This is a genomic window from Arthrobacter sp. Y3223065 (genome assembly GCF_059090885.1).
Genome location: NZ_JBNHGC010000003.1, coordinates 262,650 through 286,983, shown reverse-complemented (window position 1 = coordinate 286,983; position 24,334 = coordinate 262,650). Strand labels below are relative to the sequence as shown.

Below are 24,334 nucleotides of genomic sequence, written 5' to 3'. Positions count from 1 at the left end.
GCTTGATCCTCAGTCGTAGAACTTGGGACAGCTGTCACAAACCAGAGGGTGGCGGAAGCAGTGTTCGCTTCCGCCACCCTCGCTGCGCCACCGATCAGGCGTGCGCCGCGCCGGAGCCGGCTGCCGCCGTCGTTGTTTCCGCAGCAAAGCTGCCGCGGATGAGGTCAGCGCAGCGTTCGCCGATCATCATGACGGTAAGGTTCGGGTTGACCGTCACGTGCTCGGGCATGACCGACGCGTCGGCGACGCGCAGGCCGGTGACGCCCTTGACCCGCAGCTCGGAGTCAAGCGGCGACATGGCGTCGTCGTCCGGGCCCATGCGCACGGTGCCGACCGGATGGTAGACGGTGTTGTGCGTCTTGCGGATGTAGTCCTGCAGCTCTTCGTCCGTCTGCGCTTCGATGCCCGGTGACAGTTCCCGGCCGGCCCACTCGGCCATGGCCGGCTGCGCGGCAATCTCGCGGGCCTTGCGGATGCCGGCGACCATCACGCGCATGTCGTGGCCCTCGGGGTCGGTGAAGTACCGGGGATCGACCATGGGCTTGTCGCGGAAGTCGCGGCTGCGCAGCCGGACGGTGCCGCGTGAACGGGCGTGCGTGACGTTCGGGGTCAGGCTGAAGCCGTTCTCCGTGGTGGGGTAGCCGTGCCGCAGGGTGTTCATGTCGAACGGCACCGAACCGTAGTGCATCATCAGGTCCGGCCGGTCCAGGCCCTCCTCGGTGGGCGTGAAGATGCCGATCTCCCACCACTGGGTGGAAGTCTCAACCATGGGCTGCTTCGCCTCGAACTGGACCACGCCCTCGGGGTGGTCCTGCAGGTGTTCGCCGACGCCGGGGGAATCGACCAGGATTTCGATGCCGTGCTCGGCCAAGTGAGCGGCCGGGCCGATGCCGGAGAGCATCAGCAGCTTCGGCGAATCGATGGCGCCTGTGGACAGCACGACCTCGCGCCGCACGGACAGCCGGTGCGTCCGGCCGAAGGCCGAGTCCACGATGTCCACGCCGGTGCAGCGCTTCTCCGCGTCGAACACCAGCTGGCGGGCGCGCAGGCCGGTCAGCAGGGTGAAGTTCTCGCGCTCCATGATGGGGTGGATGTAGGACACCGAGCTGGAGGAGCGGGTGCCATCGGAGCGGCTGTTGATCTGGAAGAAGTTGGCGCCGTTGACCACGGTGGTGCCGTCGTTGAACTTGGCCCGCGGGATGCCGGCCTGTTCGCAGGCGTCCAGCAGGGCGACGCCGGTCGGGTCGGCCGGCGGGACGTTAATGACGTGCACGGGGCCGGAGTCGCCGTGGTGCGGGGCGTCCGGTCCGGCGTCCTCGTTGGTCTCCAGCCGCTTGTACAGCGGGTAGGCGGCCTCGGCGTTCCAGCCGGCTACGCCGTGCCTGGACTCCCACTCGTCCAGGTCCTCGCGGGGGGCCCAGAAGGCGATGCAGGAGTTGTGGCTGGAGCAGCCGCCCATGACCTTCGCCCGGGAGTGGCGCATGAACGAGTTGCCGTTCTCCTGCGGCTCGATCGGGTAGTCCCAGTCGTAGCCGGATTCGAGCAGCTCCATCCAGCGGTCCAGCTGCAGGACCTCGGGCACGCCGCGGTCGTCCGGGCCGGCCTCGACCAGCGCCACGGACATCGCGGGGTCTTCGCTCAGGCGGGCGGCGACGGCTGCGCCGGCGGATCCCCCGCCGACGACGATGTAGTCGAATTCCCGGTCGATGAGATTCTCAACGTTGTCGATGTGCATCAGTTCTCCTTGCCGTGGTCAGCGAACCAGCCGGTCACCTGCGGGCTGGTGTTCTGGTAGATGTGCTTGGCTTCCTGGTACTCGGCCAAACCCGTGGGGCCGAGTTCGCGGCCGACGCCGGACTGGCCGAAGCCGCCCCATTCGGCCTGCGGGAGGTAGGGGTGGAAGTCGTTGATCCAGATGGTGCCGTGGCGCAGTCGGCCGGCCACGCGCTGGGCCTTGCCGGCGTCCTGGGTCCAGACGGCTCCGGCCAGGCCGTAGATCGTGTCGTTGGCGGTGGCCACTGCCTCGTCCTCGTCGCGGAACGTCTCCACGGTCACCACCGGGCCGAAAGCTTCGTCCACCACCACGGACATCCCCCGCTCCACCCGGTCCAGGACGGTGGGCAGGTAGTAGAAGCCGTCGTCGTACTCGGAGCCCTCGGGGGCGGCGCCGCCGCAGCGCAGCCGCGCGCCCTCCTGCACGCCGCGCTTCACGTAGGCGTCAACCTTCTCCCGGTGTGCGGCCGAAATCAGCGGCCCAGTTTCCGCGGCCTCGTCGAACGGACCGCCCAGGCGGATGCCCTCGGCACGGCGGACCAGCTCGTCCACGAAGCGCTCCGCGATTGATTCCTCGACCAGCAGGCGCGCGCCGGCGGAGCAGACCTGCCCGGAGTGGACGAAGGCCGCGTTCAGCGCGTTGTCGACGGCGACGTCGAAGTCCGCGTCGGCGAACACCACGTTCGGGTTCTTGCCGCCGAGCTCCAGTGCCACCTTCTTCACGGTGCCGGCGGCGGCCGCCGCCACTACCTTGCCGGTCACCAGGCCGCCGGTGAAGGAGACCAGGTCGATGTCGGGGTGCTCGGAGAGCGGTGCGCCCGCCTCCGCGCCGGCGCCGGTGACCAGATTCGCCACGCCGTCGGGCAGGCCCAGGTCCTTGAGCAGTTCCATGGTCAGGATGGCCGTGGACGGGGTGAGCTCGGCGGGCTTGAGCACGAAGGTGCAGCCGGCGGCCAGCGCGGGCGCGATCTTCCACGCGGCCTGCAGCAGCGGATAGTTCCAGGGCGTGATCATGCCGCAGACGCCCACCGGCTCGTGGACGATCCGGCTGACGACGGCGGGGTCCCCGGCGTCGACTACGCGGCCGGCCTGCTGCGAGGCGATCTTGCCGAAGTACTCGAAGCAGGCGGCGATGTCGTCCATGTCGATGCGGCTTTCGATGATCCGCTTGCCGGTGTCCAGCGACTCGGCGCGGGCGAACTCCTCGCGGCGCTCGCGCAGCCCGGCGGCCACCTTGAGCAGGAAGTCGCCGCGCTCCGGCGCCGGGACGGCCGCCCAGACGCCGGAGTCGAAGGCGGCGCGGGCCGCGGCGATGGCGCGTTCGGTGTCGGCCCGGCCGGCCTCGGACACGGTGGCGACGACCTGGCCGTCGGCCGGGTTGCGGATCTCGCGGGTGGCGCCGGAGGCGGCCGGCTCCCAGGCGCCGTTGATGAACAAGGTGGAGGCGGTTGTGGTCATGGTGTCTCCTTCGGAAGTGCGGCGACGGGTTCGTCGACGGTGTCGTAGTCGGTTTCCCAGTCCGCCTTGGGCGGAACGTTTTCCGCGGCGGTGCTGTAGGGCAGGGTGGCGCGGTGCTGGTGCAGGAACTCGAGGTGCACCTCGTAGTGGTCCAGCACGTCCGCGATGACCTCGTCCTTGCTGTAGCCCATGAGGTCGTAGCCGTGGCTGCCCTCGAGCGAGAACACCTCGATCCGGTAGTACTTGCCGCCGGCGGCGGAGGAGCGCGCGTAGGACGGGACGTCGTTCTGCACCGGGTAGATCTGGTACTTGAAGGTGCGTTCGCCGTCGAGCTCCACGCAGAGGTCGGCGGTGTCGATCCCGAAGGCCTCCACGGTGCTGGTCTTCAGCGTGGCTTCCAATCCGCGGGCGGCGAGGTCGGCGCGGACGTCGGACAGCGCGGGAACGGCGACCTCGGACACGAAGCGCTGGGCCTGCCGGCGGCCCGGGTAGTTCATGGCCCGCGCCAGGCGCTGGCGCCAGCCGCGCCGGCCGTCAGCCCCGTGCGGCACGTTGGTGCGGGAGTTGAGCACGGCGTGCAGGCCGGCCTGGTAACTGTCCGCCAGTGCGGTCTCCAGCCGCAGCGCCTTGTACAGGCCCAGCATGATGAAGACCAGCACCACCGAGAACGGCAGGCCCATGATCACGGTGGCGCTCTGCAGCGTGGGCACCCCGCCCACCAGCAGCATCGCCAGGGTCAGCAGGCCGGTGGCGACGGACCAGAAAACGCGCAGCCACTTGGGGCCGTCGGAATCGGCGTCCTTGAGGTATGAGGTGAAGTTGCTCATCACGAGGGCACCCGAGTCGGCGCTGGTGACGTAGAACAGCAGCCCGGTAAAGGTGGCGATCGCGGCGCTGAGCGGGGCCATCGGGTACTGCTCCAGCAGACCGTAGAAGGCGCGCTCCGGCTGGCTCATGGCCACCTCGCCGAAGGCGGTGTTGCCGCTCATCACGATCTCAAGGGCGCTGTTGCCGAAGATCGAGATCCACAGCAGGATGAACGCGAACGGCACCACCAGCACGCCGATGACGAACTCGCGCAGCGTGCGTCCCCGTGAGATGCGCGCCAGGAACAGGCCCACGAAGGGCGCCCAGGCGATCCACCAGGCCCAGAAGAACAGCGTCCAGCCGTTCAGCCAGTCGCCCGGCCGGTCGTAGGCGAAGGTGTCCAGGGCCATCGACGGGAAGCGGGAGAGCGTGTCGCCGATGTTGGTCACGATCCCGTCCAGCAGGTAGCGGGTGGAACCGGTGATCAGGATGAAGACCATCAGGGAGATCGCCAGGACGACGTTGAGTTCGGACAGCCGGCGGATGCCCTTTTCAATCCCGGTGAGCACCGAAATCGTCGCCATCAGCACCGCGACGGCGATCAGGGCGATCTGCACCACCGTGTTTTCCGGGATGCCGAACTGGAAGCTCAGGCCGTAATTGAGCTGTGCGACGCCGATGCCCAGGCTGGTGGCAATGCCGAAGATGGTGCCGAGCATGGCGGCAATATCGACGGCGTGGCCCACCGGTCCGTGGATGCGCTTGCCCAGGATCGGGTAGAGCGCCGAGCGAATGCTCAGCGGCAGGTTGTGCCGGAAGGCGAAGTAGCCTAGGGCCAGCCCCATCAGGGCGTAGAGACCCCAGCCGAGGATGCCGTAGTGGAACAAGGTCCAGACCACGGCCTGCCGGGCGGCCTCTACGGTGGAGCCGTCGCCCGTGGGCGGAGCCAGGTACTGGGTGACCGGCTCCGCGACCGAGAAGAACATCAGGTCGATGCCGATGCCCGCGGCGAAGAGCATCGCGGTCCACGTGAAGATGTTGAAGGTGGGGCGTGAATGGTCCGGCCCCAGCCGGGTCTTGCCCACGCGGGAGACGGCCACGAAGAGGACGAAGGCCAGGACCGCAACGACGATCAGCGAGTACCACCAGCCGAAGGTCTCGCCCACCCATGCGACGGCGGTTCCGATCACCGCGTCTGCGGACTCTCGGTCGAGGATGGCCCACAGCGCGATGCCGAGGACACCTGCCGCGGAGCCGATGAAGACGGTCCAGTTGACCCGTGTCCGCGGCTCGGGTGCGGCGGCGGTGCCGGGGGGAGGCTCCGGCGGGGCGGATCCGGGCGCCGGGCGCTTACTGTGTTCGTCGTCGAGCGTGGGCTCGCCGGTTTCGGGCGGCGTACTCATATCGGTCTCGTACCTCGCATCGTAGGAGTGCTGGTTGCGGTCTCGCTGTTGTCTTCGCCGGGTGAGGGCAACTCTAGACGCTAGCAAGAGCAGGAATTAGGCCGCCTGCGCGCGTATAGCACATGGATTAAGTGAGGAAGGTTACCCGGTTAAGTGGGGAGACTCACGCCTATTTTCCCGCGTGTTCTGTTTACGGGAGGGTATGGGAGGTTCAGGCGCGCCACAGGAAGGGGATGACAGTCAGGCGCCGTCGTCGTAATACTGGCTGTTCATCCCGTACTCGGGGTCCTGTTCGGAGCGGACCATCCGGTGGTCTTCGGGGTGGTCCAGGCAGGGGCTGGTGAAGGAGAGGACGACGGCGCCCACGCCGCCGGCCACGTGGTGGGCGGCGGTGGCACCGAGGTCGCCGTTCCGGAAGTAGAGCGTGCGGACGTCGCCGGTTTCGGCGGTAGCCTCGTTCATTTGCTCCCAACCATGTGCGGTCAGGTAGCCGGCGGCGGCGTCGAGGGCGGCGTTGGCCTGATCCGCGTCGGCGACCTTGCCGGTGGCGCGGGCGATCCAGGCGGTCTGGGTCTGCGGTTGTTCGTCCTCGGGGCGCAGGCAGGTTTGTTCGCGCAGCAGGTTGATCTTCAGGTCGGCGGCGGTGGACGCCTCCGCGATGGCCTGGGGGAGCAGCTGCTCGAGCTGGCGGCCGTAGTCCTGCGACGTCGGTTGTATCTCCTGCGGCTGGTTTTCCTGCGGCATGGCGCAGCCTCCTAAAATGACGGCGGAAAGGGCGGCAGTCGCGGTGAGGGCGGCGGCGAAGCCGGGGCGCCGCCGTCGTTCTTCGCCGCGCGGGCGGGCCGGGCGGTGCCAGGGGGAGTAAGCCCGCATGTTCATTTCTCCAGACTTTCGACCGTCACGGTTTCAAGGTTGCCATATGCGTAGTCCTCGGGATTCTGCTCGAGCGGGCTGGTGATGAGCGGGCCGTAGGGGGAGTAGGTCTGCTGGATCCGGTTCTCGACGAACGGGCTGACGCTCGTGCCTTCAACGACGCCCTGGATGTTGGTGGCCGAGGTAGAGCCGGGCCAGAAGTAGTCCGTGTGCCCGTCCATCAGCGAGCCGGGGTCCTCCGGCTTGAGGAAGCCGGTCTCGAGCCGGACCGGGTCCATGGCGGTGGGGCTGCCGCCGCGCCAGAACGACGGGCCGTGGTAGCCGCCGCCGAGGATCTGGGCCGCGCTGATCGGGTCGTCGCGGGTCTGCAGCCAGTAGCGGTGGGCGTCGGGGTTGGCGGTGTGCGCGGGGCTGCCCACATTGTGCCCGGTGCCGGCCGGTGCGACGTAGACGATGTTGGTGGAATCCAGGCCCTCGCGTTCGGCGGTGCCCAGCAGCGAGCCGCCGGCGCTGTAGCCGATGTACGTGGTGCGGGCGTCGGGCCGGGTCTCCAGGTCGAGGGCGTGGTCGAAGGCGGCCAGCAGGGGCCCGCCCTGCTCGTTGAACGAGGTGGTGATGTTGTCGGGGACCTCATCCGGCAGGTCGGTTCCCTGCCAGTAGAAGGAGACCGTGCCGGTGGGCGGTTCGCCGTTCACGGCGTCGAGCCGGCGCGAGTAGGCCTCCAGTTGGCCAAGGTCGGCGCCGGTGCCCGGGACCAGGGCGGCCACGGTCCTGGTGTCCGGCGTCAGCGTGCCGTTCATGGTGACGATCCGGCCGTCGCCGTCCAGGCTGACCAGGACCACCTGGGAGTGATGGCCGACGGCGTAGTCCAGTCCCGTCTTCAGCGTTGCCAGCCGGTCGTGTTCGGACTGCCAGGTTTCGAGGTCGGCGGTGTACTGCCGATAGGCCTGCTGGTAGACCATCCGCGGGTGGCCCGGCTGATTCCCCGCGGCCGCGAGGTAGTCGTTGAGATCGGGCTGTGGCCCCAGCTGTGCCTGCCGGGTCGCCACTGATTCGCGGTAACCGGCGGCGGTCACGGTGTTGGCGCGGATCCGGCCGGCGAAGGGGATGCCGTTCAGGGCACCGAACACTGCCGGGTAGAGCAACAGCAGCCGTTCCTGCTCGGACGGCGCCAGGTTGAGCCAGGCCTCGCGGATTCCCGCGATCCCGCCCTCGGTCAGTGCGGCGTCGCCGGCCATCGCCTCCGCCATGACGGCCTCGGCCGAGCCGGGCATCCGCCACGCGGGGAGCTTGTTGGCGGCCAGCAGGGCGGCGCCCTCGGGGTTGGCCGCGGCCCAGGCCCGCAGTTCCGCGTCGGTGAGGCCGGCCAGGGACGGCAGGTATGACTGCGGCGTCAGCGGACCGAACCGCTCGTCGAGCCCGCTGGTGAAGCGAGCCCACGGCGGGGATGACGGAGCGGCGGCGGCAGCGGCCAGCAGCGGGGTGGGCGGCAGCGAGCCGACGGTTCCGCCGCTGATGGCCCGCAGAACCGCGGCGGTTTCCGTGGTCAGCGCCTGCCAGTCGGCCCGCAGGGAGCGGACGCGTCCGTTGAAGGCCTCCGCCCGCTGCTCCGCTTGGTCCGCCTCGGCCCCCTCCTGTGAGCCGGTGCCGTTCAGCTCCCTCGCCAGACCGGGGCGTGCCGCCGCGAGTTCTTCGGCCTCCGCCTGCAGCGCCCGGCCCGAGGAGACGAAGGCCGTGACCGCCTCCCGGGCGGCGGCCAACGCTGCAGTCCATTCCTGCGAGGGACCCTCCAGCTCGTTCAGGGCGGAATAAACCTCCAGCTCGGTGTCCGGTTGCTGATAAGCAACGCTCAGCCCTGCCCACGCAGCGCCGGCATCGGCCAGGTAGTTTGCCGCGGACGCGGCGCGCAGGGACATCTCCTGGACCGCATCGCCGAGCTGGTCCCAGGGGACGTTGATCTCCGGGACGCTGCCCAGCCGCACGGTCACGGCTGCGGCACCGGCCCGAAGCCGCGCGAGGTAAGGACGGCCGAGTGGCCGGCGTTCAGGGACTCGGCGAAAGCGGCGGCGTCGCCGGACATCCGTCCGTCCGCCTCGACGAACAGCTCGGCGGTTTCGGCGACCACCCGCGACTTGTTGTACACGAGGCTGGCAATCCTGTGGCCCACGTCCCGCCGCGGCGACCAGAACCCCGCGAACGCGTCGGCCACGTCCGTGGCGCTGCCGAACAACGACGCCGCCTCGTCGCCTGCCGCCGCCGTGTCACCTGCCGCCTTGTCCAGCGACTGGCCGTCCGCGGCCACGTCCACCAGAACCATGTGGAGCTGCCTCGGATTGATCCGCCAGCTGCCCATCCCGCCGCCCTCCCGCTTAACCGTTTCTTTCACACTGTCCCATGCGGCAACGCGGAACTGAATGGGGACGACTACCCATGGTTTATCGATTTGGGGCTCCCGGCAGCTTCGCGGCCCGGAACCTATGGCCCCAGCGCGGGGTGGGGGACATACTGGGGGCTCTTTGTTGAAGCGTTAACGGGGGTAACTGCATGGAACGTCCGGAACAGTTGGGGGCCGCCCGGCGGCCGATGGCGCCCGAAACTTTGTATTCGCCGTTCATGGAATTCGATCCGGGCCAGCTGTCGTGGCGGAACCAGCCCGCGCCCGCCGCGGAGCGCATCGGCCGCGGCTACAACGGCCTTCGCGTCCTGGTTGTTCTGATCCTGCTGTGGAGCTGCTTCGGGCTGGTGCTCGGCATCGTCGGTACGATGCCGATGGCCGTCGCCGGCGACGCTCCCCCTCAGCTGCCGGTCGCCGTCGTCGTTGCGGCAGCCTGTTTCCTGGGCCTGAGCGCGATTGGCAGGCACTGGGGCGTCGCGGCGCCGAAAAAGGTTGCCCGGCAACTGGTCTTCGGTGAGGGCGGCGCGGCCCTGTCGGGCGGATGGTCCCGGTTTCGGCGCGAGGACATCGCCAAGGGCGCAGAAGGTGAGCGGTGGACGGCGCAGGCGCTGGAGACACTGCTTGCCATCCCCGGGACCCGGATCTTCCACGGGCTGCGGTTCCCGGGCAGCCACGTGGCGGACATCGACCACGCCGTCATCAACGGGGACCGGGTGGTTTATATTGACTCCAAGTTCTGGAAACCCGGGCAATACCAGTGGATCGACCGGGAGACGTTGGCCTCCGTCCATCCGCGCGGGTTCAAGCGGCGGACCATTCACATGGACGTTGTGCAGACCCATCCGCGCACCGCCAGGGTGGCGGCCCAGGTAGCCTGCCACGTCATTGCCCATGCGAACGCCCCGGGCCCGCTCACGTTCACGCCGGGGCACCAGATTTCTCCCACGGGCATTCCCATCACGGGGGTGCAGGCCGGCGTCGACGGGATCGGCCACTGGCTGCTGCAGGGGCAGAAAGTGGGAACGGTGAACCGCTACGCGTTGGCGAGGCTGCTGGCCATGCAGAAGAAAGCACCGGCCGGTGCCGGTACCCGCCCGACCGACCGCGGGCGCCGGCGCTGATCTTCCAGCGGGCGGGGGCGCGTGGACAGGGGCCTGTCGAGACGGCGAACGACGGCCGCCGCGCTGTCTGCGACCGGGCTCAGGTTGCCCGGGCCGGACCAGCTGCGGAGGCCGTCGTGTTGTGGCAGGGGAGGTTTAGCTGTCGCTGACCGTAAAGCGGGTCTGGCGGTGCGCGGGCTTTTCGATTTCGTCCACAATGGCCACGGCCATCGTGCCGGTGGTGGTGTGGGATTCGCCGTCGCCGGCATAGAGGAGCCGGTCTGCGCCCAGCACCGGGGCGGTGGCGTCGCCGGGCGTGAACAGCGCCGAGGGGGACACTCCGACCCAGTCGACGTCCGTGACGCCGCGCAGGTATTCGAGTTCCTTCAGTTGGTTCTCCGGGATGGAGATCCACGCCTCGGCGCCGGGGATGTTGCGAATGTCCTCGACGAACAGGTGGTTGTCGTCGCCGGTGGTCAGGCTGCCGGCGCCCAGGATGAAGACTAGGCGGGGAGTGGTTTCCCCGGCGAGTTCGACCAGCGAGCGGGCCAGGTCCACGTGCCGGTAGGCCTCGTGCGGAGCCGTGCCGAAGGCATTGACGACGACGTCGAAAGCGGCGAGGTTCTCGGCGCCTAGGGAGAAGGCGTCGCGTTCCAGCACCGCGGCGTCCGCGCCCAGGACGTCCGCGGCCTTGGCAGCGCTCCGGACGATGGCTGTTGTCTGGTGGCCGCGTTTGGCCGACTCGTGGAAGAGGGCGCGTCCGGCGTTGCCCGTGGCTCCGATGATTCCGATTTTCATGCTGTCCTTACGTTGGCTGGATGTCTCTCAAAAGGCTTAGCCTCCGCTTGGTGCAATCGATTGAAGGATCAACTTATTCCGGCGTGAGTGCAGCCCAGGCGACGGACCGCCCGGTCCGCGGCCCGCCGTCGTCGTCGTTAAGCGGGCAGGTGCGGGTACTCGTCCGAACGGTCCTGGAAGGCGAGGACTGCCGGGTTGGCGATGACGCCGTCGCGGATTTCGATGGCCCGGCTGATCGTCTCGTCCCCGAGCCAGCTGTCGGGTCCGCTCATGACGGTGCGCAGGAACGGGATCAGGGCCGTGCTGATCTCCCAGGTCGCGGAATTCCACAGGTACGACGGCGTGTGGTCCACGGCGTAGTAGCTCACGTGGTCGCCGACCTCGAAGGTGGGTTCGGCAAACGTCGTCATCTTCGCCCAGCTGAAGCCCATGCCTTCGTCGCAGGAGACATCGACGATCAGGCTGCCCGGCCGGAAGCCGTCCAGATCCGCCTCGTCCAGGTAGATCAGCGGGTTGTTGGGGTCCTGCAGGGTGCAATTGACCACGATGTCCCGCTCGGCGAGGAACGGGGCCAGCGGCACCCGTCCGTCGTCGGTGATGACGTGGCTGAGATGCGGGGCAGCAGCGTCGTGGTCGAACTGGGTGATCCGTGCGGAGTGGATCGGGGATCCGACGGCGGCCGCCGCGCGGTTGGTCAGCACCTGGACGTCGTGGATGCCGTGCGCGTTCAGCGCCGTGACCGCGCCCCGGGCGGTGGCGCCGAAACCAATGACGACGGCGGTGAGCGGGCGGCCGTAGTCGCCGGTGGATCCTGCAAGTTCCAGCGCATGCAGCACCGAGCAGTAGCCGGCCATCTCGTTGTTCTTGTGGAAGACGTGGAGGGCGAACCTGCCGTCCGCGGCCCAATGGTTCATGGCTTCGAAGGCGATCAGCGTCAGCCGCTTGTCGATGGCCAACTGGGTGATGGCACGGTCCTGGACGCAATGCGGCCAGCCCCAGAGGATCTGGCCGTCGCGGAGTTCGGCAAGGTCTTCCGGCTGCGGCTTGGGCAGCACCACCACGTCCGCTGCTTCGATGAGTTCCTGGCGCGGCGCGATCCGTCCCACGAGTTGTTCCAGGTGCGCGTCGGAAATGCCGAAGCGCTCGCCGTAGCCCTGTTCGAGGATGATCCGCTCGCGGAGGTCGGCGTCGAGGCGCTCGATGTGCGCAGGGTGGAGGGCCAGCCTGCGCTCATCGGGCTTGCGCGTCGTTGCCAGGACTCCGAGCGACAGCAGAGTCAAGAGCCTCAGCGCTTCTTGATGGAGGACAGGGTCTCGGAGGCTGCGGTGCCGGCGGCCTTGGCCTTCTTGTCGCTGCGCTTTTCCTTGATGGACTTGCCCGATTTCTTCGATGCGGTCTGTCGGGGAGATTTGTCGGCCATGAGTGCCTCCTCAGCGCCAGCAAGAATGCTGCGCTTTAACGGGAGCACAGATTTGCTCCGTACTCCTGACCATACGCCATCCCGCGTCAAGCGGCTGCTCCGGTGGCGACGTAGCCTACAGTCCTGCCAACCGGCGGAGGGGGATACGCGCCGTAGGGCAGCGCTGAATCCTGGTTCCATCGACAGCGGCCAGAAACGTCGAGACCGATGTGAAACGCCGAAACCGGCCGATAAAGTCGACGTCCTGTCGGATATGTGCCGGTTTCGACGCGCGTGCCTCTGAATTAGGACGTGGTGGGGCCGCGAGGCTTGGAGCACCAGGGCACAGGGACTAAAGCACAAGAGCCCCGCGAGGCTTGGAACACCAGAACCCTGGGGCTTGGAGAACCTGAGCGCCCGTGATTGAAACACCAGTACGCTGGATTTCAGACACGAGCAACCGGGAGGGTGGATGTCCGAGACGACGGTGGCGGAGGTGATGGCCGAGCTGGCCGCCCTTGAGGACTCGAAAGTGCGCGAGGCGAATGAGAAGCGCGGCGACGACCACGGCGTGAACCTGAGCAAGCTGCGCGCTGTCGCCAAGCGGTTGAAGACCCAGCAGGATTTGGCGCGCGGGCTGTGGGCCACGGGCAACACGGCGGCACGGCTGCTGGCCCTGCTGATCTGCCGCCCGAAGGCCTTCGGACGCGACGAACTGGACGCCATGCTGCGCGAGGCGAGAGCTCCCAAGGCGCACGACTGGCTGGTGAACTACGTGGTCAAGAAGAGCCCGCACGCCGAAGAGCTCCGCGTGGCCTGGACCGGCGACGCGGATCCCGTGGTCGCCAGCGCCGGCTGGGCGCTGACCACCGAACGGGTGGCGAAGAAGCCGGAGGGACTGAACCTCGAGGGACTGCTGGACACCGTCGAGGCGGAACTGAAGGACGCACCGGACCGCCTGCAGTGGGCCATGAACCACACCCTTGCCCAGATCGGCATCGAGCACGCCGAGCACCGCGCCCGCGCGATCGACATCGGCGAACGCCTCGAGGTGCTCAAGGACTACCCGACGCCGCCGAACTGCACGTCCCCGTACGCGCCCGTCTGGATCAACGAAATGGTGAGCCGCCAAGCGAACGCCTGAGACCTGCGGCCGTGCGGCAAGGTCCCGGCGGCCTTAAGTTAGCCGGAGATCCGTGATGCAGGTGGCGCTGTCGTCGGTCGTCGAAAAATCCGCCGAGCCGGAGTGCCCGTCGTAACTTACTTCGATGGTGCCGTGGATGTCGCCGGGAACCCAGAACCCTGCGAACCCGTTGCTGAAGGTTTCAATCCGCTCATCCACCAGCGTCTCCCCGGTGGTGTCGTCGATGATCTTTACGCTCATGTCTTCATTGCCCAGTTCGCCGAGGCAGGTCGTCAGGCTGTGGTAGAAGCAGTCGTGGGTCTGGTTGAGATACGGGGCGACCGAGATGTACGAACTGTCGTCCGGCAGGTCTAGCGTGACCTCGTTGTGGCCGCCGTCTGTGAGGAATAAATCGCCCTGCCGGACAGATGCCATCAAGTCGGTGGGCCGTTCGGCGATGTCCAGCCGGTCGAGGTGGTCGATGATGCCAACCGCGTCCATATCGTCAAGACCGAAGCCGGCGAGGAACTCGGCGTCCGTGGCCTCCCCTGCGGGGGTAGTTTCGGGGGCTGGCGCACAGGCGGTCAGCATCAGGGTAAGCGCCGCCGCGGCGACGACTGGCCGTTTCATATCCATCTCCTCATGCCCGCGCCAGGGAGGTGGGCAGCGCGGGGCCAACGGTGGTGGTCTGTTTTTCAGAAAAGGACGACGACGGCACTTTCGCGCCGTCGTCGTTCTACCATTTTAGGCTGGATCAGTGCTGCGGCTCGCGGGCCTTCAGCAGGGGCGCGAAGAACCCGGCGAGTTCCGCGGTCGCGGACAGCGGCAGCACGTTCGCCACGTACTGGTCCGGCCGGACCACCACGATGGCGCCGTCGCGCGAGATGCCGCGGACGTCGAAGATGTCCTCGTCCTTGGCGGTGCCGAAGACCTTCTCGAGGTTGGTCAGCTGGAACGGGCCCACCTCGGGCTTGAACACGGCGGGCACGGCGTTGATGTCCACCTCCTCGTGATGCTGCTGGTAGACCACCTTCACATCGAACCAGGCGTCGAGGTCAGCGCCCTCCGGCGTGGCGGCGAGCGGGGAGTCCGGCGCGTTCACCAGCCACTCGGACAGGTTCACAACAGCCGTGGACTCGCCGGCCTTCGCCTGGTCGGCGAAGACGTAGATGCGCCAGCGCCCGTCGGCCTCGGCCAGGTGGCCCAAATGCAGCGGGTTGGTGTCGCAGACGCGGGAGACCTTGGCCGACTTGAACCGCTTGCCGACGGGGAAGCCGGTGGCCAGGTCCTGGTGGTTGCGCGCGCCGGTCAGGATCGACTGGGCGTACTCGGTCATGAAGCCGGCCGGGAATTCGGCGGTGCGGACGTAGAAGTCCTCGAGTTCCGACGGATCGGCGAACTCCTCGGGCTTCTTGGCCATCATCGTCGACCACTCCTTGTCGAAGTCGATGAGGTCCTTCGCGACCACCTGGCGCTCCGCGGAGTAGGTGGAGAGCAGGCTCTCCGGGCTGCGTCCCTCCAGCACGTGTCCCAGCTTCCAGGCGATGTTGAAACCGTCCTGCATGGAGACGTTCATGCCCTGGCCGGCCTTGGCGCTGTGCGTGTGGCAGGCGTCGCCGGTGATGAAGACGCGCGGGGTGCGGGTGCCGACGTCCTCGGGCAGCAGGTCGTCGAACCGGTCCGTGAGGCGGTGGCCTACCTCGTACACGCTGTGCCAGGCAACGCTGCGCACGTCGACCGTGTAGGGGGTCATGATCTCGTTGGCCTTGGCGACGATCTGCTCGATGGAGGTCTGGCGGATCTTGCCGTTGTCATCCTCGGGCACCTCGCCGAGGTCCACGTACATGCGGAACAGGTAGCCGCCTTCGCGCGGGATCAACAGGATGGTGCCGCCGTCGTGCGACTGGATGGCGCACTTGGTGCGGATGTCCGGGAAATCGGTCTGGGCCAGCACGTCCATGACGCCCCACGCGTGGTTGGCGCTGTCGCCGGCAAGGGTGCTGCCGATCGAGGCGCGGACCTTGCTGCGTGCGCCGTCGCAACCGACCACGTACTTGGCGTGGACGACGCGCTCGGCGCCTTCATCCGGGCCGGCGCTGCGGATCAGCGTCACCTTCACCGGATAGTCGCCCTCGTCGGTGACCTCGAGGGTCTTGAATGCCCAGCCGTAATCCGGTGTCAGGCGGGTGGGCGAGTTGGCTGCGACCTCGGCGAAGTAGTCCAGCACGCGGGCCTGGTTGACGATCAGGTGCGGGAACTCGCTGATGCCCATCTCGTCGTCGACGGCGCGGCCGCCGCGGACGATGTGCTTGGGGTTCTCGGTGCCCGGCCGCCAGAAGTTCATCTCGGTGAGCCAGAAGGCCTCGGCGGTGATGCGCTCGGCGAAGCCGAAGGCCTGGAAGGTCTCCACGCTGCGGGCCTGGATGCCGTCGGCCTGGCCGAGGACCAGCCGTCCGTCCCGGCGCTCCACCAGCCGCGTGGTGATGTTCGGGAACTGGGCCAGCTGGGCGGCCGCGAGCATGCCCGCGGGACCGGAGCCCACGATGAGCACGTCGACCTCGTCGGGAAGCTCTTCGGGGCGGTCGATGCCTACGCCGGCTGCCGGCTTGACGCGCGGGTCTCCGGATACGTAACCGTGGTGGTGGAACTGCACGGGTGTCCTCACTTCTGTTGCCATCTGCGGCCGTCGCCGTTGTTCTGTATTTGAACACCGGGTTCTATAACTGAATAACCGTTCGGTTGCAGATACTGTACGGCAAACATGACGCAGCTAACAAGTAACCCGGGTAACGGAAGGGGTCCGGGCGGGCGTGGGATCGCGCGTCTGCCCGGATCCCGAACCGCGGTTGGAAATTCTTAAACAAAAGGACGACGACGGTGCTCGCGCGCCGCCGTCGTCCTCCTTTTGGGGGAGCGCCCTCGAATGAGGTGCCGATCAGAACCAGAAGCTATGGATCAGTACTTGTAGGACTGGCCGCCGTCGATCGGGATGACGGCGGCGTTGATGAAGCCGGCGTCGCCGGACAGCAGGAAGGCGACCAGCTGGCCGACCTCTTCGGGCTTGCCGAAGCGCTTCATCGGGTTGGGTTCGACGAAGACCCTGCCGACCTCTTCCCAGTTCTCCGGGTCAATCTGCTTGAGCGAGCCTTCGACCATCGGGGTCATGATGGCGCCGGGCGCGATGGCGTTGATCTGCACGCCGTACTGGCCGTATTCGATGCCGGAGTTGCGGGTCAGGCCGACCACGCCGTGTTTGGAGGCTGCATAGCCGGACTGATTGCCGACTCCGCGGATGCCGCCGACGGACGCGGTGTTCACGACGGCGCCGGAGCCCTGTTCCTTCATGACCTTCAGGACGTGCTTGAGGCCGTAGAAGACGCCGTTAAGGTTGATGGACACGACCTTGGAGAATTCGTCGGAGCCGAAGTCCTCGGTGGGACTCTGCTTGCCTTCGATGCCGGCGTTGTTGAAGAAGCCGTCGATCCTGCCGAAGCGCTCGACGGCTTGGGCGACGTAACTCTCGACGGCGGCCTCATCCGCTACGTTCGCGGTGACGGTCAGGACGTCGGCGTCCGGGGCAACCGCGCGGATTTCCTCGACCGTGTCCTTCAGGCCGGCCTCGTTGAGGTCGACCAGGGTCAGGTTGCCCTGCTCCTTGGCGATCTGCAGCGCTGCCGACCGACCCAGGCCGGAACCTGCACCAGTGATGATGACGGACTTGCCAGAGAATCTCTGCATGATACTTTCCCTCTTCCTGGATGGAGTGGGCGCTCGTACCGGTGCCCACATCTATGCAAACGCATAAAAACCCGGGGCATTCCGGAAACCGGTGTGATGTCGGCGACCGCGGGGGCCAAACCGCAGGGCCCGGGGCACGCGGGCTCAGGGCGGCGGGCTCCGGACGGCGGACGACGAGTGCGCCGGTCACGGGCCATGGCATGGCGTGGCGTCGCGGCGCGGCGGCTGGTTCCGCGGGTGAGGGGGAGGGTAGCGGAGCCTGGGTTACTACGGAACCCAGGCGTGGTGCGCGTTACCGGTGCTCGTACGTGAGGCAGTCCGCGTTGTCCGCGCCGGGACCCACGTGCACTTCCGGTGCCTGGCACATGAGGTGGTCGTTGTGCGTGCACTCGCTCCGCTGGCAGGCGCCGACGCTGGCCAGCACCTTGGGGAGCCCGCCGTGCACGCCGGTATCGATGAACGTGGCGCATTCGGCGTGGTTCTCGCCACCCGCCACGGTGATTGCGGCGGCGTTGCATTCGCTGTGATCGTTAAAGGAACAGTTGGTTACTGCGCATTCGCTGACGTGTGAAGTCACGGTCATGGCACTTCCTTCCATCCTGGGTCCGCCCCGGGTTGAGCGGCTCCACTCACTACGGTAGGCGCGTTGCGGCCGATCAAAAAGGCATAAGACTGTGAGGTAATTGCCGGCACGACAGCAGGCGCCGAGTCTCCGGTCAGGCGGCCGCCCGGCTGGCCGCCCTGCCGTGCACCAGGTAGTACAGCAGGATGCAGGCGAGCATCAGCAGGCCAAGCCAGCCGTACATGCCGTCGAAACCGGTCAGCGGCACCAGCAGGCCCAGCAGCACCGGGCCGAAGCCGGTGCCGATGTCGAGCATCAGGTAGTAGGTGGCCAGGGCAGTGCCGAACCTTCGCTCCGAAACCAGCCGGACGGTAATGGCCTGCGTCCCGGGCAGCAGGGTCCCGAACCCGAGGCCGCTCAGCACCGCGGAGACGACGACTATCCAGGTGGCCGGTCCGAGCGCCAGCAGCGCCAGGCCGGCGGCGAACAGCGCCAGCGCGGGATACAGCACCACGTTGTCGCCGCGGCGGTCTTGGACCCTTCCGATGCTCAGCCGCGACGCCAGCACCGCGCCGGCAAAAACCACAAAGAACAGGGCCGCCGCATCCGCCGTACCCGCCGCCTCCGCATACGAGGTCAGAAACGAAAGCAGGCCGGAAAAGGCCAGCCCGCACACCAGCAGGACCGTGGTGATCGGCAGGACCTGCGGCGCGAACACCTTTCCCAGCAGGGCCGCGGGCGTCCGGCGCTTCTTTTCCGGGTCGCCGCCCGCGCCGCGCTGATTGACGACGGCGGCCGGCTCCGGTGGCGCTTCGGGCAGTTTCAGGATCAGGGTCACCACCAGAGCGGCGACGGAACAGACCGCGCAGAAGAGGAACGCGCGCTCGTAACTGCCGTCAACAACCAGCACCACAGCCAGCAGCGGTCCCAAGGCGGTTGCCAGCGTGGTGGAAACGGCGAAGTAGCCGGTGCCTTCACCGCGGCGGGCGGGCGGAATCAGTGCCTGCGCACCGGCCGTGACGGCGGTGTTGGCGAGGCCGAAAGCCACGCCGTGGGCCAACCGCAGCACCAACAACGAGGCCAGGGAGTCCGCCGGAATGTACAAGAGGGAAGCCGCGACGAAGGCGGCCAAGCTGATCAGCAGCATCCGCCGCCGGCCCACGTTGTCGATCAGGGGCCCGGCGAAGAACCGCGAGAAGAGCGCCCCCACGATGAAGGCACTGGACGCGAAACCGGCCGCGGTGTCGGATGCCAGGAACCGCTGGGCCGCGTAGAGGGCCATCGACGTCATCAGCAGGTAGAACACGATGTAGATGAACAGGTTCGCGCCGATCGCCAGCACGAAGTTCCTGCTCCACAGCTTCTCCTGCATGCGGGCGGCCTCCTTGCCTGCCTAGGCCGGTCCCCGTTGTCCCGGCAGCCCTCCGGATAAACCAGCAGTCCTGATTATGCCGTTGGGCCTATATTTCCGGCACGCACGGTCCGGTGCCCAGCAGCGCCAGGCCAGCCCGGTCGCCGTCGGCCAATGACGTCACGCCGTTGGCTCCGGCAAACATCAATTGCTCCTCATCATCCACGTGCGCCAACCCGAGCACGTGGCCGAGCTCGTGGATGATGACGGCGCGCACATGCTCCCGTCCGTCGTGATACGTAAGGACGTTCCGGAGCGCCGGCGCATCCAAGGTGATCTGGCCCGCGACGAGAACGTGCGGCGTTCCCCGTGCGCCAACCGAGGAGCTGCCGCCAAGTCCGGCGATATCTCCGGCGAGTCCGGACACTTCGCTGGGCTCCGACCAGGTGATCAGCACCGGCGCCCACCGCTTGCCGTAGCGATCCGGTTGGAAGCGTTCGCGGCCCTCCTCGGCGAATGCCTCGTCGGTGGCGCCGTCGTAAAGGAACTGCAGTCCGCTGGCCGCGGAGACCTCGGCGATGGCTTCGTGGATGATCGTGTCGGACCCCGGCGGTGCATTGTCCGGGCGGACGACGTAGTGGATGGGGCGGCAGGGGTCATAGGCGAGGAAGGGCTGCGAGGACCCCGGCGGTGTCGCATACAACTCGTAGGCGTCCGACTCCGCGACGGCGGGTGGTTGGCCCAGGGGACTGTCGGCGGCTTCGACACCGCGGGGCGGAATGTCCGCGCCGGGAAGATAGGGGGCAACCGCCGGCATGACGTGCCGGCTGAATACACCCGGGGCGAAGCACAGAGCGATGACGAAGGCGATGGCCAGCCCGGTCGACAGGCGGCCGGCGCGGCGGGGGGAGGTGCGCCGGGGGGAGGTGCGCCGCCATCTTGCTGCTTGTGGTCGCGTCTTGGCTTGCGGCGGCGTCCTGCCCGCGGTGAGACCTTCGGCAGGCCGGGGCGGGGTGGGTGCCCCGATTGCCTCGTCCAAGGCCCATTGAGGAATTCGCCCGCTGGGTGACCGCTTAACGTTCGGTTGTCTTAGCGGGGTTTTCGCGCCGGGGGATGAGTCCCTTGCCAGTCCCTCTGCCCGGTGCGGCATCTGCTTCCCCCAACTACCCCGATTCGGCCTCGCCGAACGACGACACAATTATACGATTCATCAAAGGAGAGGGACCATAGGGTGCGACATTTGCCGGTGCTTCCGTCGCAAATAATTCCGCGGCGTCTACTGCCGCTCGGACGCCCGCACGGCCAGCATCCCGCCCGCGGCGAACGCCACCGTACACGCGAGGACGAGGAACAAGGGAGCGGTCCAGCCGCCGGTCACCGTGTTCAGCCATCCGGCCACCGGCGGGGCGCAGGTCGCGGCAAGGTATCCGCCGGTCTGGATCCGCGCGGAGGCGGAGGCGGCCTCCTGGTCGTTGCGGGCGACCCGCGGGATGACGGAGAAGATGGCCGTAAATCCCCCGCCTTGGGCGATGCCGCCCGTAATCGACCAGAGCATGTAGGCATCGGGTGCCAAGAGCAGGCCGATGGGGAGCGTCATCCACAGGATCGCGATGCAGGCAGTGGGCACCCAGAGCCGGGTTCGTGCTGCCAGGAGCGGCACCCCGAATGCGCCGACAATGGCGGCGATCTGAAAGAGCGAGGCGGTGGCTCCCGAGCCGGCAAGGGACAGGCCCCGAACGTCCGACAGCAGCAGGGGCAGCCACGTGGTCGTGGCGTAATAGGCAGCCGACTGCCCGCAGAAGGCCAGGGTCAGCAGCCAGACGACCCGCCGGTTGCCGCGCCCACCGCCGGTCTTCGGGCGCGGCACCGCCACCGCCCCGGAGCCACCGGCGCCAGCGGGTCTGGCGGCGGCGTTGTCGACGGGCGGTTCACCGGACCTGCCATTCGGACCGGATGCCAAAGCCGCGCCCCGCCGTCGTGCCATCGGCAGCCAAAAGGCGAGGCCAAGGACGGCCAACACGCCCCAGGCCACCAGTGCCCACCGCCATCCGACGAGCGCGGCGAGCGGTGCCGTGCCCAGCAGGGTCGCCATGGACCCGACGTTCATCGTGGCCGTGTAGGCGCCGGTGACGGCGGAGACCCGCTTCCAGGGCACATCGCGCCGGATCAGCACCGGCGCCACGATGTTGCCGAGCGTGATGGCGGCGCCAATGATTGCGGTGCCGACGAGCACCACGGACACCGGGCCAAGGGACCGGATCACCGTGCCGGCCAGGACGCCGCCGAGGCACAGCAGGACGGTGGCCTCGGGCCCCCATCGGCGGATCGTGCGGGTGGCCAGCGGAGTGGCCAGCGCGAAGAGCAGCACCGGAAGACCGGTGAGCAGGCCCACCCCGGTTGCCGTCAGGCCGGTGTCGGACTGGATGGCCGGGACCACGGCGGTGGGAGCGATGATCGGCGCGCGCAGGCTCAAAGCAAGGACGACAATGCCCAGAATCACCCACGGCAACGCCGGCCGTGAGGCGAATGCGCGGACCGTGGCTGGCTCCTTCGGGTCGTGTGTGGCCGGCAGCGGGGAATCCCCCGCGGGAAATCTCCCCAGCCACCCTAGCCGAAGCGATTGGTGCCTCCGCTGATGACTTACCTGGAGGGTGCCGGCGCCGTCATTATTCCCGGCAGGCCGGAACCGGGGCGGTATTCCTTCTGCCCGGTGGTAAAGTCGGGACAAGTATGCTTTCCGTCCGCACCTGCTGCGCGGAACGCCGTCGAAGCGCCCCCGGGCGCCTCGGCCACCTAAGACTTCAGTGCCGGCAACTCCGGCTTCGGGCGTTGACGCCCGGCAACACACCGCACCACAGATCGGAATCCATGAACACCAAGCCGTTGCAAACTCCTCCGAAACTCGCCAAGGACGCCTTGCGCATAGTCCCCTTGGGCGGACTGGGCGAGATCGGCCGGAACATGACGGTGTTCGAGTTCGGCGGCAAGCTGCTGATCGTGGACTGCGGCGTCTTGTTCCCCGAGGAGCAGCACCCGGGCGTGGACCTGATCCTGCCCGACTTCTCCTACATCCGGGAACGCCTCAACGACGTCGTCGGCATTGTCCTCACCCACGGGCACGAGGACCACATTGGCGGCGTGCCGTACCTGCTGAAGGAACGCGCCGACATTCCCGTGATCTCGGCGAAGCTGACGCTGGCCTTCGTGAAGACCAAGCTGCAGGAACACCGCTTGAACGCCAAGATGGTGCAGGTCAAGGAAGGCGACCGGAAGAAGTTCGGTCCGTTCGACCTGGAATTCCTGGCCGTCAACCACTCCATCCCGGACGGACTGGCCGTGGCCATCCGCACCGGCGCCGGGCTGGTGCTGGCAACCGGCGACTTCAAGATGGACCAGTTCCCGCTGGACCGCCGGATCACCGACCTGGCCGGGTTCGCGCGGCTGGGCGACGAGGGCGTGGACCTGTTCCTGCCGGATTCCACCAACGCCGAAGTTCCGGGTTTCCTCGCTGCCGAGGCCGATCTGGTGCCGGCAATCGATACGGTCATGCGCACCGCCCCGCGCCGCGTGATCGTCTCCAGTTTCGCCAGCCACGTGCACCGCATCCAGCAGGTCATCGACGTGGCACACAAGTACGGTCGCAAGGTCGCTTTCGTGGGCCGGTCCATGGTGCGCAACATGACGACGGCGCGCGAGCTCGGCTACCTGAACATCCCGCGCGGGGTGCTGGTGGACTTCAAGGAACTGGAGAAGCTGCCGCCCACCAAGGCCGTGCTGATCTGCACCGGCTCGCAGGGCGAGCCGATGGCGGCACTGGCCCGCATGGCCGGCGGCGACCACATGATTGACCTGACCGAAGGCGACACCGTGCTGTTGGCGTCCTCGCTGGTGCCGGGCAACGAATCCTCCATCTACCGACTGATCAACGACCTGACCAAGCGCGGCGCCAACGTGGTGCACAAGGGCAACGCGAAGGTCCACGTCTCCGGCCACGCCTCGGCCGGCGAGCTGGTTTACTGCTACAACCTGGTCCGCCCGAAGAACGTGCTCCCCGTGCACGGCGAGCACCGCCATCTGAAGGCCAACGCGGAACTGGCCGTCCGCACCGGCGTGGACCCGAAGCGGGCGCTGATCGGCGAAGACGGCATAGTGGTGGACCTCAAGGACGGCGTGGCACGGGTCTCCGGGCAGATCGCCGCCGACTACGTCTACGTGGAGAACATGGTGGCCGGGGCGGCCACCGAAGCCTCCTTGCAGGACCGGCTGCGGCTGGCCGAAGATGGCGCCGTCACCGCGCTGCTGATCGTCAACCCCGACACCGGGCGGCTTGAGGAAGAGCCGGAGTTCTTCCCGGTCGGCTTCGCCCCGGCGGTCGAGCAACTGGAGAAGGCCACCGGCATCGTGGAGAAGACGCTGATGCAACTTCGCGGGGACAAGACCGGCCCGGACGCCGAAAAGGCGATCGCCCAGGCACTGGTGCGCTGGTCCGACCGGGCGCTGCGGCGCAAGCCCGTGGTCACGGTCATCATCGTGGAGGCCTAGCCGGCCGGATTCGCCACAGCGAAGAAGCAGGGAGGGACGGACGGGCACAAGCCCGTCCGTCCTTTCACCTTTAAAGCCCTCCTGCCTCCGGCTCACGGGGGCCGGGGGTCGGCGGATTCCGCTAATCCGTGGAGGAGCCCTTGGTCACCGGCGCTCCTTCCGCCGTGAATCAGCGGCTGGGTGCCGGCTTCCCCGGGCGGCGAGCCGGCCCGAAAGCGGCCCCAGCAGGATGAGCGACGCCCAGGTGAGCTTTCCTGCTGTCCCGCCTGCGGCGAAGGCCACCGGAATCGATATCCCGAAGACCAGCGGCGGGATGAGGGAGTCGAGCACGAACGCCCGATGCTGCCTGCGGTTCATCGGCTCGATCTCGAGGCGGTTCCTGCGGGCGATCTCGAACATGGCCAGTTGGGCCAAGGCTGCCAGCGCAAGGTTGGCCGCGTACAGCACTGTCGACAGTTCCAAGGGCGATGTCTCGGGGTCGCTGATGCCCTGCGTGGTGAACGGAATCAGGATGACGAATGAGGCAGCCACCAGGTTCGCCGTCGTCGTTGCGGAATCAAGAGCCGAGAGCCGTTGTATCAGGCGGAGGTTCATCCGCCAGAACACGGCGATCACCACAAAGCTCAGGACGAAACCGGCAAGCTGATGCACGAGGCCGGAGCCCGCCAGCGACCGGAGGTCTTGCCATGCCTCCGGCGAAGGAGCATCCAGGTTGGTGATCAGCAGCGTGATGGCGAATCCGTAGATGACGTCGTAAAAGCCGATGCCGCGGTCAAACTCGCTGGACTCCCGGGCCAACCTGGCGGAATTGCGCTCCAGCGGTTCGGAACGTTCCGCAGAGTCTTCGGGGCCCGCGCCGTGTGCAGGCGGTTCGCCGTCCCGGGGTTGTGCCACGAGATCAGCGTGGCGCAAAAAGCGGACACTATGCAATGGGCGCAAGGCGCGACGGCGGCGCCCGCCTCTGGTCGGGCCTGCGGCCCGCTGGTGTGCTCGCACCGCCGTCGTTGTTGGA

Annotated in this window: 20 protein-coding genes; 3 read left to right on the top strand and 17 right to left on the bottom strand. The window is 67.7% G+C overall.

Features of this window, described 5'->3' with window-relative positions; genetic code table 11:
- Positions 1 to 94: 94 nt before the first annotated feature.
- The 6 genes from AC5RUK_RS09940 to AC5RUK_RS09915 form a co-directional block, all read right to left on the bottom strand.
- Complete coding sequence (locus AC5RUK_RS09940) at positions 95 to 1,735, bottom strand: GMC family oxidoreductase (RefSeq protein WP_494152063.1); 1,641 nt, start codon at positions 1,733 to 1,735, stop codon at positions 95 to 97.
- Entirely contained in the window at positions 1,735 to 3,231 is a 1,497-nt protein-coding gene (locus AC5RUK_RS09935) for an aldehyde dehydrogenase family protein (RefSeq protein ID WP_494152062.1), read from the bottom strand. The genes AC5RUK_RS09940 and AC5RUK_RS09935 overlap by 1 nt, the downstream gene beginning before the upstream one ends.
- Entirely contained in the window at positions 3,228 to 5,441 is a 2,214-nt protein-coding gene (gene betT, locus AC5RUK_RS09930) for a choline BCCT transporter BetT (protein WP_494152061.1), read from the bottom strand. The genes AC5RUK_RS09935 and betT overlap by 4 nt, the downstream gene beginning before the upstream one ends.
- A 240-nt stretch (positions 5,442 to 5,681) precedes the next feature.
- Positions 5,682 to 6,320: a hypothetical protein gene (locus tag AC5RUK_RS09925; RefSeq protein ID WP_494152060.1), complete on the bottom strand. Its 639-nt coding sequence runs from the start codon at positions 6,318 to 6,320 to the stop codon at positions 5,682 to 5,684.
- Complete coding sequence (locus AC5RUK_RS09920) at positions 6,317 to 8,302, bottom strand: alpha/beta hydrolase (protein WP_494152059.1); 1,986 nt, start codon at positions 8,300 to 8,302, stop codon at positions 6,317 to 6,319. Before AC5RUK_RS09920 ends, AC5RUK_RS09925 begins: the two co-directional genes overlap by 4 nt.
- Complete coding sequence (locus AC5RUK_RS09915) at positions 8,299 to 8,700, bottom strand: hypothetical protein (protein ID WP_494152058.1); 402 nt, start codon at positions 8,698 to 8,700, stop codon at positions 8,299 to 8,301. The genes AC5RUK_RS09920 and AC5RUK_RS09915 overlap by 4 nt, the downstream gene beginning before the upstream one ends.
- A gap of 158 nt (positions 8,701 to 8,858) precedes the next feature.
- Here AC5RUK_RS09915 and AC5RUK_RS09910 point away from each other — a divergent pair, with 158 nt between their 5' ends.
- Entirely contained in the window at positions 8,859 to 9,830 is a 972-nt protein-coding gene (locus tag AC5RUK_RS09910; RefSeq protein WP_494152057.1) for a nuclease-related domain-containing protein, read from the top strand.
- Between the two features lie 135 nt (positions 9,831 to 9,965).
- On the opposite strand, the gene AC5RUK_RS09905 is transcribed toward AC5RUK_RS09910, so the two are convergent.
- The 3 genes from AC5RUK_RS09905 to AC5RUK_RS09895 form a co-directional block, all read right to left on the bottom strand.
- Entirely contained in the window at positions 9,966 to 10,607 is a 642-nt protein-coding gene (locus tag AC5RUK_RS09905; protein ID WP_494152056.1) for an NAD(P)-dependent oxidoreductase, read from the bottom strand.
- Between the two features lie 137 nt (positions 10,608 to 10,744).
- Complete coding sequence (locus AC5RUK_RS09900; RefSeq protein ID WP_494152055.1) at positions 10,745 to 11,887, bottom strand: N(5)-(carboxyethyl)ornithine synthase; 1,143 nt, start codon at positions 11,885 to 11,887, stop codon at positions 10,745 to 10,747.
- Between the two features lie 5 nt (positions 11,888 to 11,892).
- On the bottom strand, positions 11,893 to 12,027 hold the full coding sequence (locus AC5RUK_RS09895) for a hypothetical protein (protein ID WP_494106792.1): 135 nt from the start codon (positions 12,025 to 12,027) through the stop codon (positions 11,893 to 11,895).
- A 451-nt stretch (positions 12,028 to 12,478) separates the two neighbouring features.
- Between AC5RUK_RS09895 and AC5RUK_RS09890 the strand changes: the two genes are divergently transcribed.
- Positions 12,479 to 13,150 (top strand): DNA alkylation repair protein, encoded by a 672-nt coding sequence (locus AC5RUK_RS09890; protein ID WP_494152054.1) that lies wholly within the window; start codon positions 12,479 to 12,481, stop codon positions 13,148 to 13,150.
- Between the two features lie 33 nt (positions 13,151 to 13,183).
- On the opposite strand, the gene AC5RUK_RS09885 is transcribed toward AC5RUK_RS09890, so the two are convergent.
- The 7 genes from AC5RUK_RS09885 to AC5RUK_RS09855 form a co-directional block, all read right to left on the bottom strand.
- Positions 13,184 to 13,759, bottom strand: coding sequence for a CueP family metal-binding protein (locus tag AC5RUK_RS09885; protein WP_494106790.1), 576 nt, complete (start codon positions 13,757 to 13,759; stop codon positions 13,184 to 13,186).
- A 124-nt stretch (positions 13,760 to 13,883) separates the two neighbouring features.
- The gene (locus AC5RUK_RS09880) at positions 13,884 to 15,782 is read right to left on the bottom strand and encodes an FAD-binding monooxygenase (protein ID WP_494152273.1); all 1,899 of its coding nucleotides are present in this window, start codon (positions 15,780 to 15,782) and stop codon (positions 13,884 to 13,886) included.
- A 302-nt stretch (positions 15,783 to 16,084) separates the two neighbouring features.
- Positions 16,085 to 16,867 carry an SDR family oxidoreductase gene (locus tag AC5RUK_RS09875; RefSeq protein WP_494152053.1) on the bottom strand — a complete coding sequence of 261 codons (783 nt, stop codon included), beginning with the start codon at positions 16,865 to 16,867 and terminating at the stop codon, positions 16,085 to 16,087.
- Positions 16,868 to 17,159: 292 nt separating this feature from the next.
- Positions 17,160 to 17,444 carry a DUF1540 domain-containing protein gene (locus tag AC5RUK_RS09870; RefSeq protein ID WP_493977268.1) on the bottom strand — a complete coding sequence of 95 codons (285 nt, stop codon included), beginning with the start codon at positions 17,442 to 17,444 and terminating at the stop codon, positions 17,160 to 17,162.
- Between the two features lie 139 nt (positions 17,445 to 17,583).
- Positions 17,584 to 18,801, bottom strand: a complete 1,218-nt coding sequence (locus tag AC5RUK_RS09865) for an MFS transporter (RefSeq protein WP_494152052.1) — start codon at positions 18,799 to 18,801, stop codon at positions 17,584 to 17,586.
- Positions 18,802 to 18,889: 88 nt separating this feature from the next.
- A complete protein-coding gene (locus AC5RUK_RS09860) occupies positions 18,890 to 19,819 on the bottom strand; it encodes a matrixin family metalloprotease (RefSeq protein ID WP_494152051.1) in 930 nt (309 codons plus the stop codon).
- Between the two features lie 237 nt (positions 19,820 to 20,056).
- A complete protein-coding gene (locus AC5RUK_RS09855; protein ID WP_494152050.1) occupies positions 20,057 to 21,280 on the bottom strand; it encodes an MFS transporter in 1,224 nt (407 codons plus the stop codon).
- Between the two features lie 368 nt (positions 21,281 to 21,648).
- Here AC5RUK_RS09855 and AC5RUK_RS09850 point away from each other — a divergent pair, with 368 nt between their 5' ends.
- Positions 21,649 to 23,322 carry a ribonuclease J gene (locus AC5RUK_RS09850; RefSeq protein WP_493988689.1) on the top strand — a complete coding sequence of 558 codons (1,674 nt, stop codon included), beginning with the start codon at positions 21,649 to 21,651 and terminating at the stop codon, positions 23,320 to 23,322.
- A gap of 144 nt (positions 23,323 to 23,466) precedes the next feature.
- On the opposite strand, the gene AC5RUK_RS09845 is transcribed toward AC5RUK_RS09850, so the two are convergent.
- Positions 23,467 to 24,216: a TMEM175 family protein gene (locus tag AC5RUK_RS09845; RefSeq protein ID WP_494152049.1), complete on the bottom strand. Its 750-nt coding sequence runs from the start codon at positions 24,214 to 24,216 to the stop codon at positions 23,467 to 23,469.
- Positions 24,217 to 24,334: the final 118 nt, after the last annotated feature.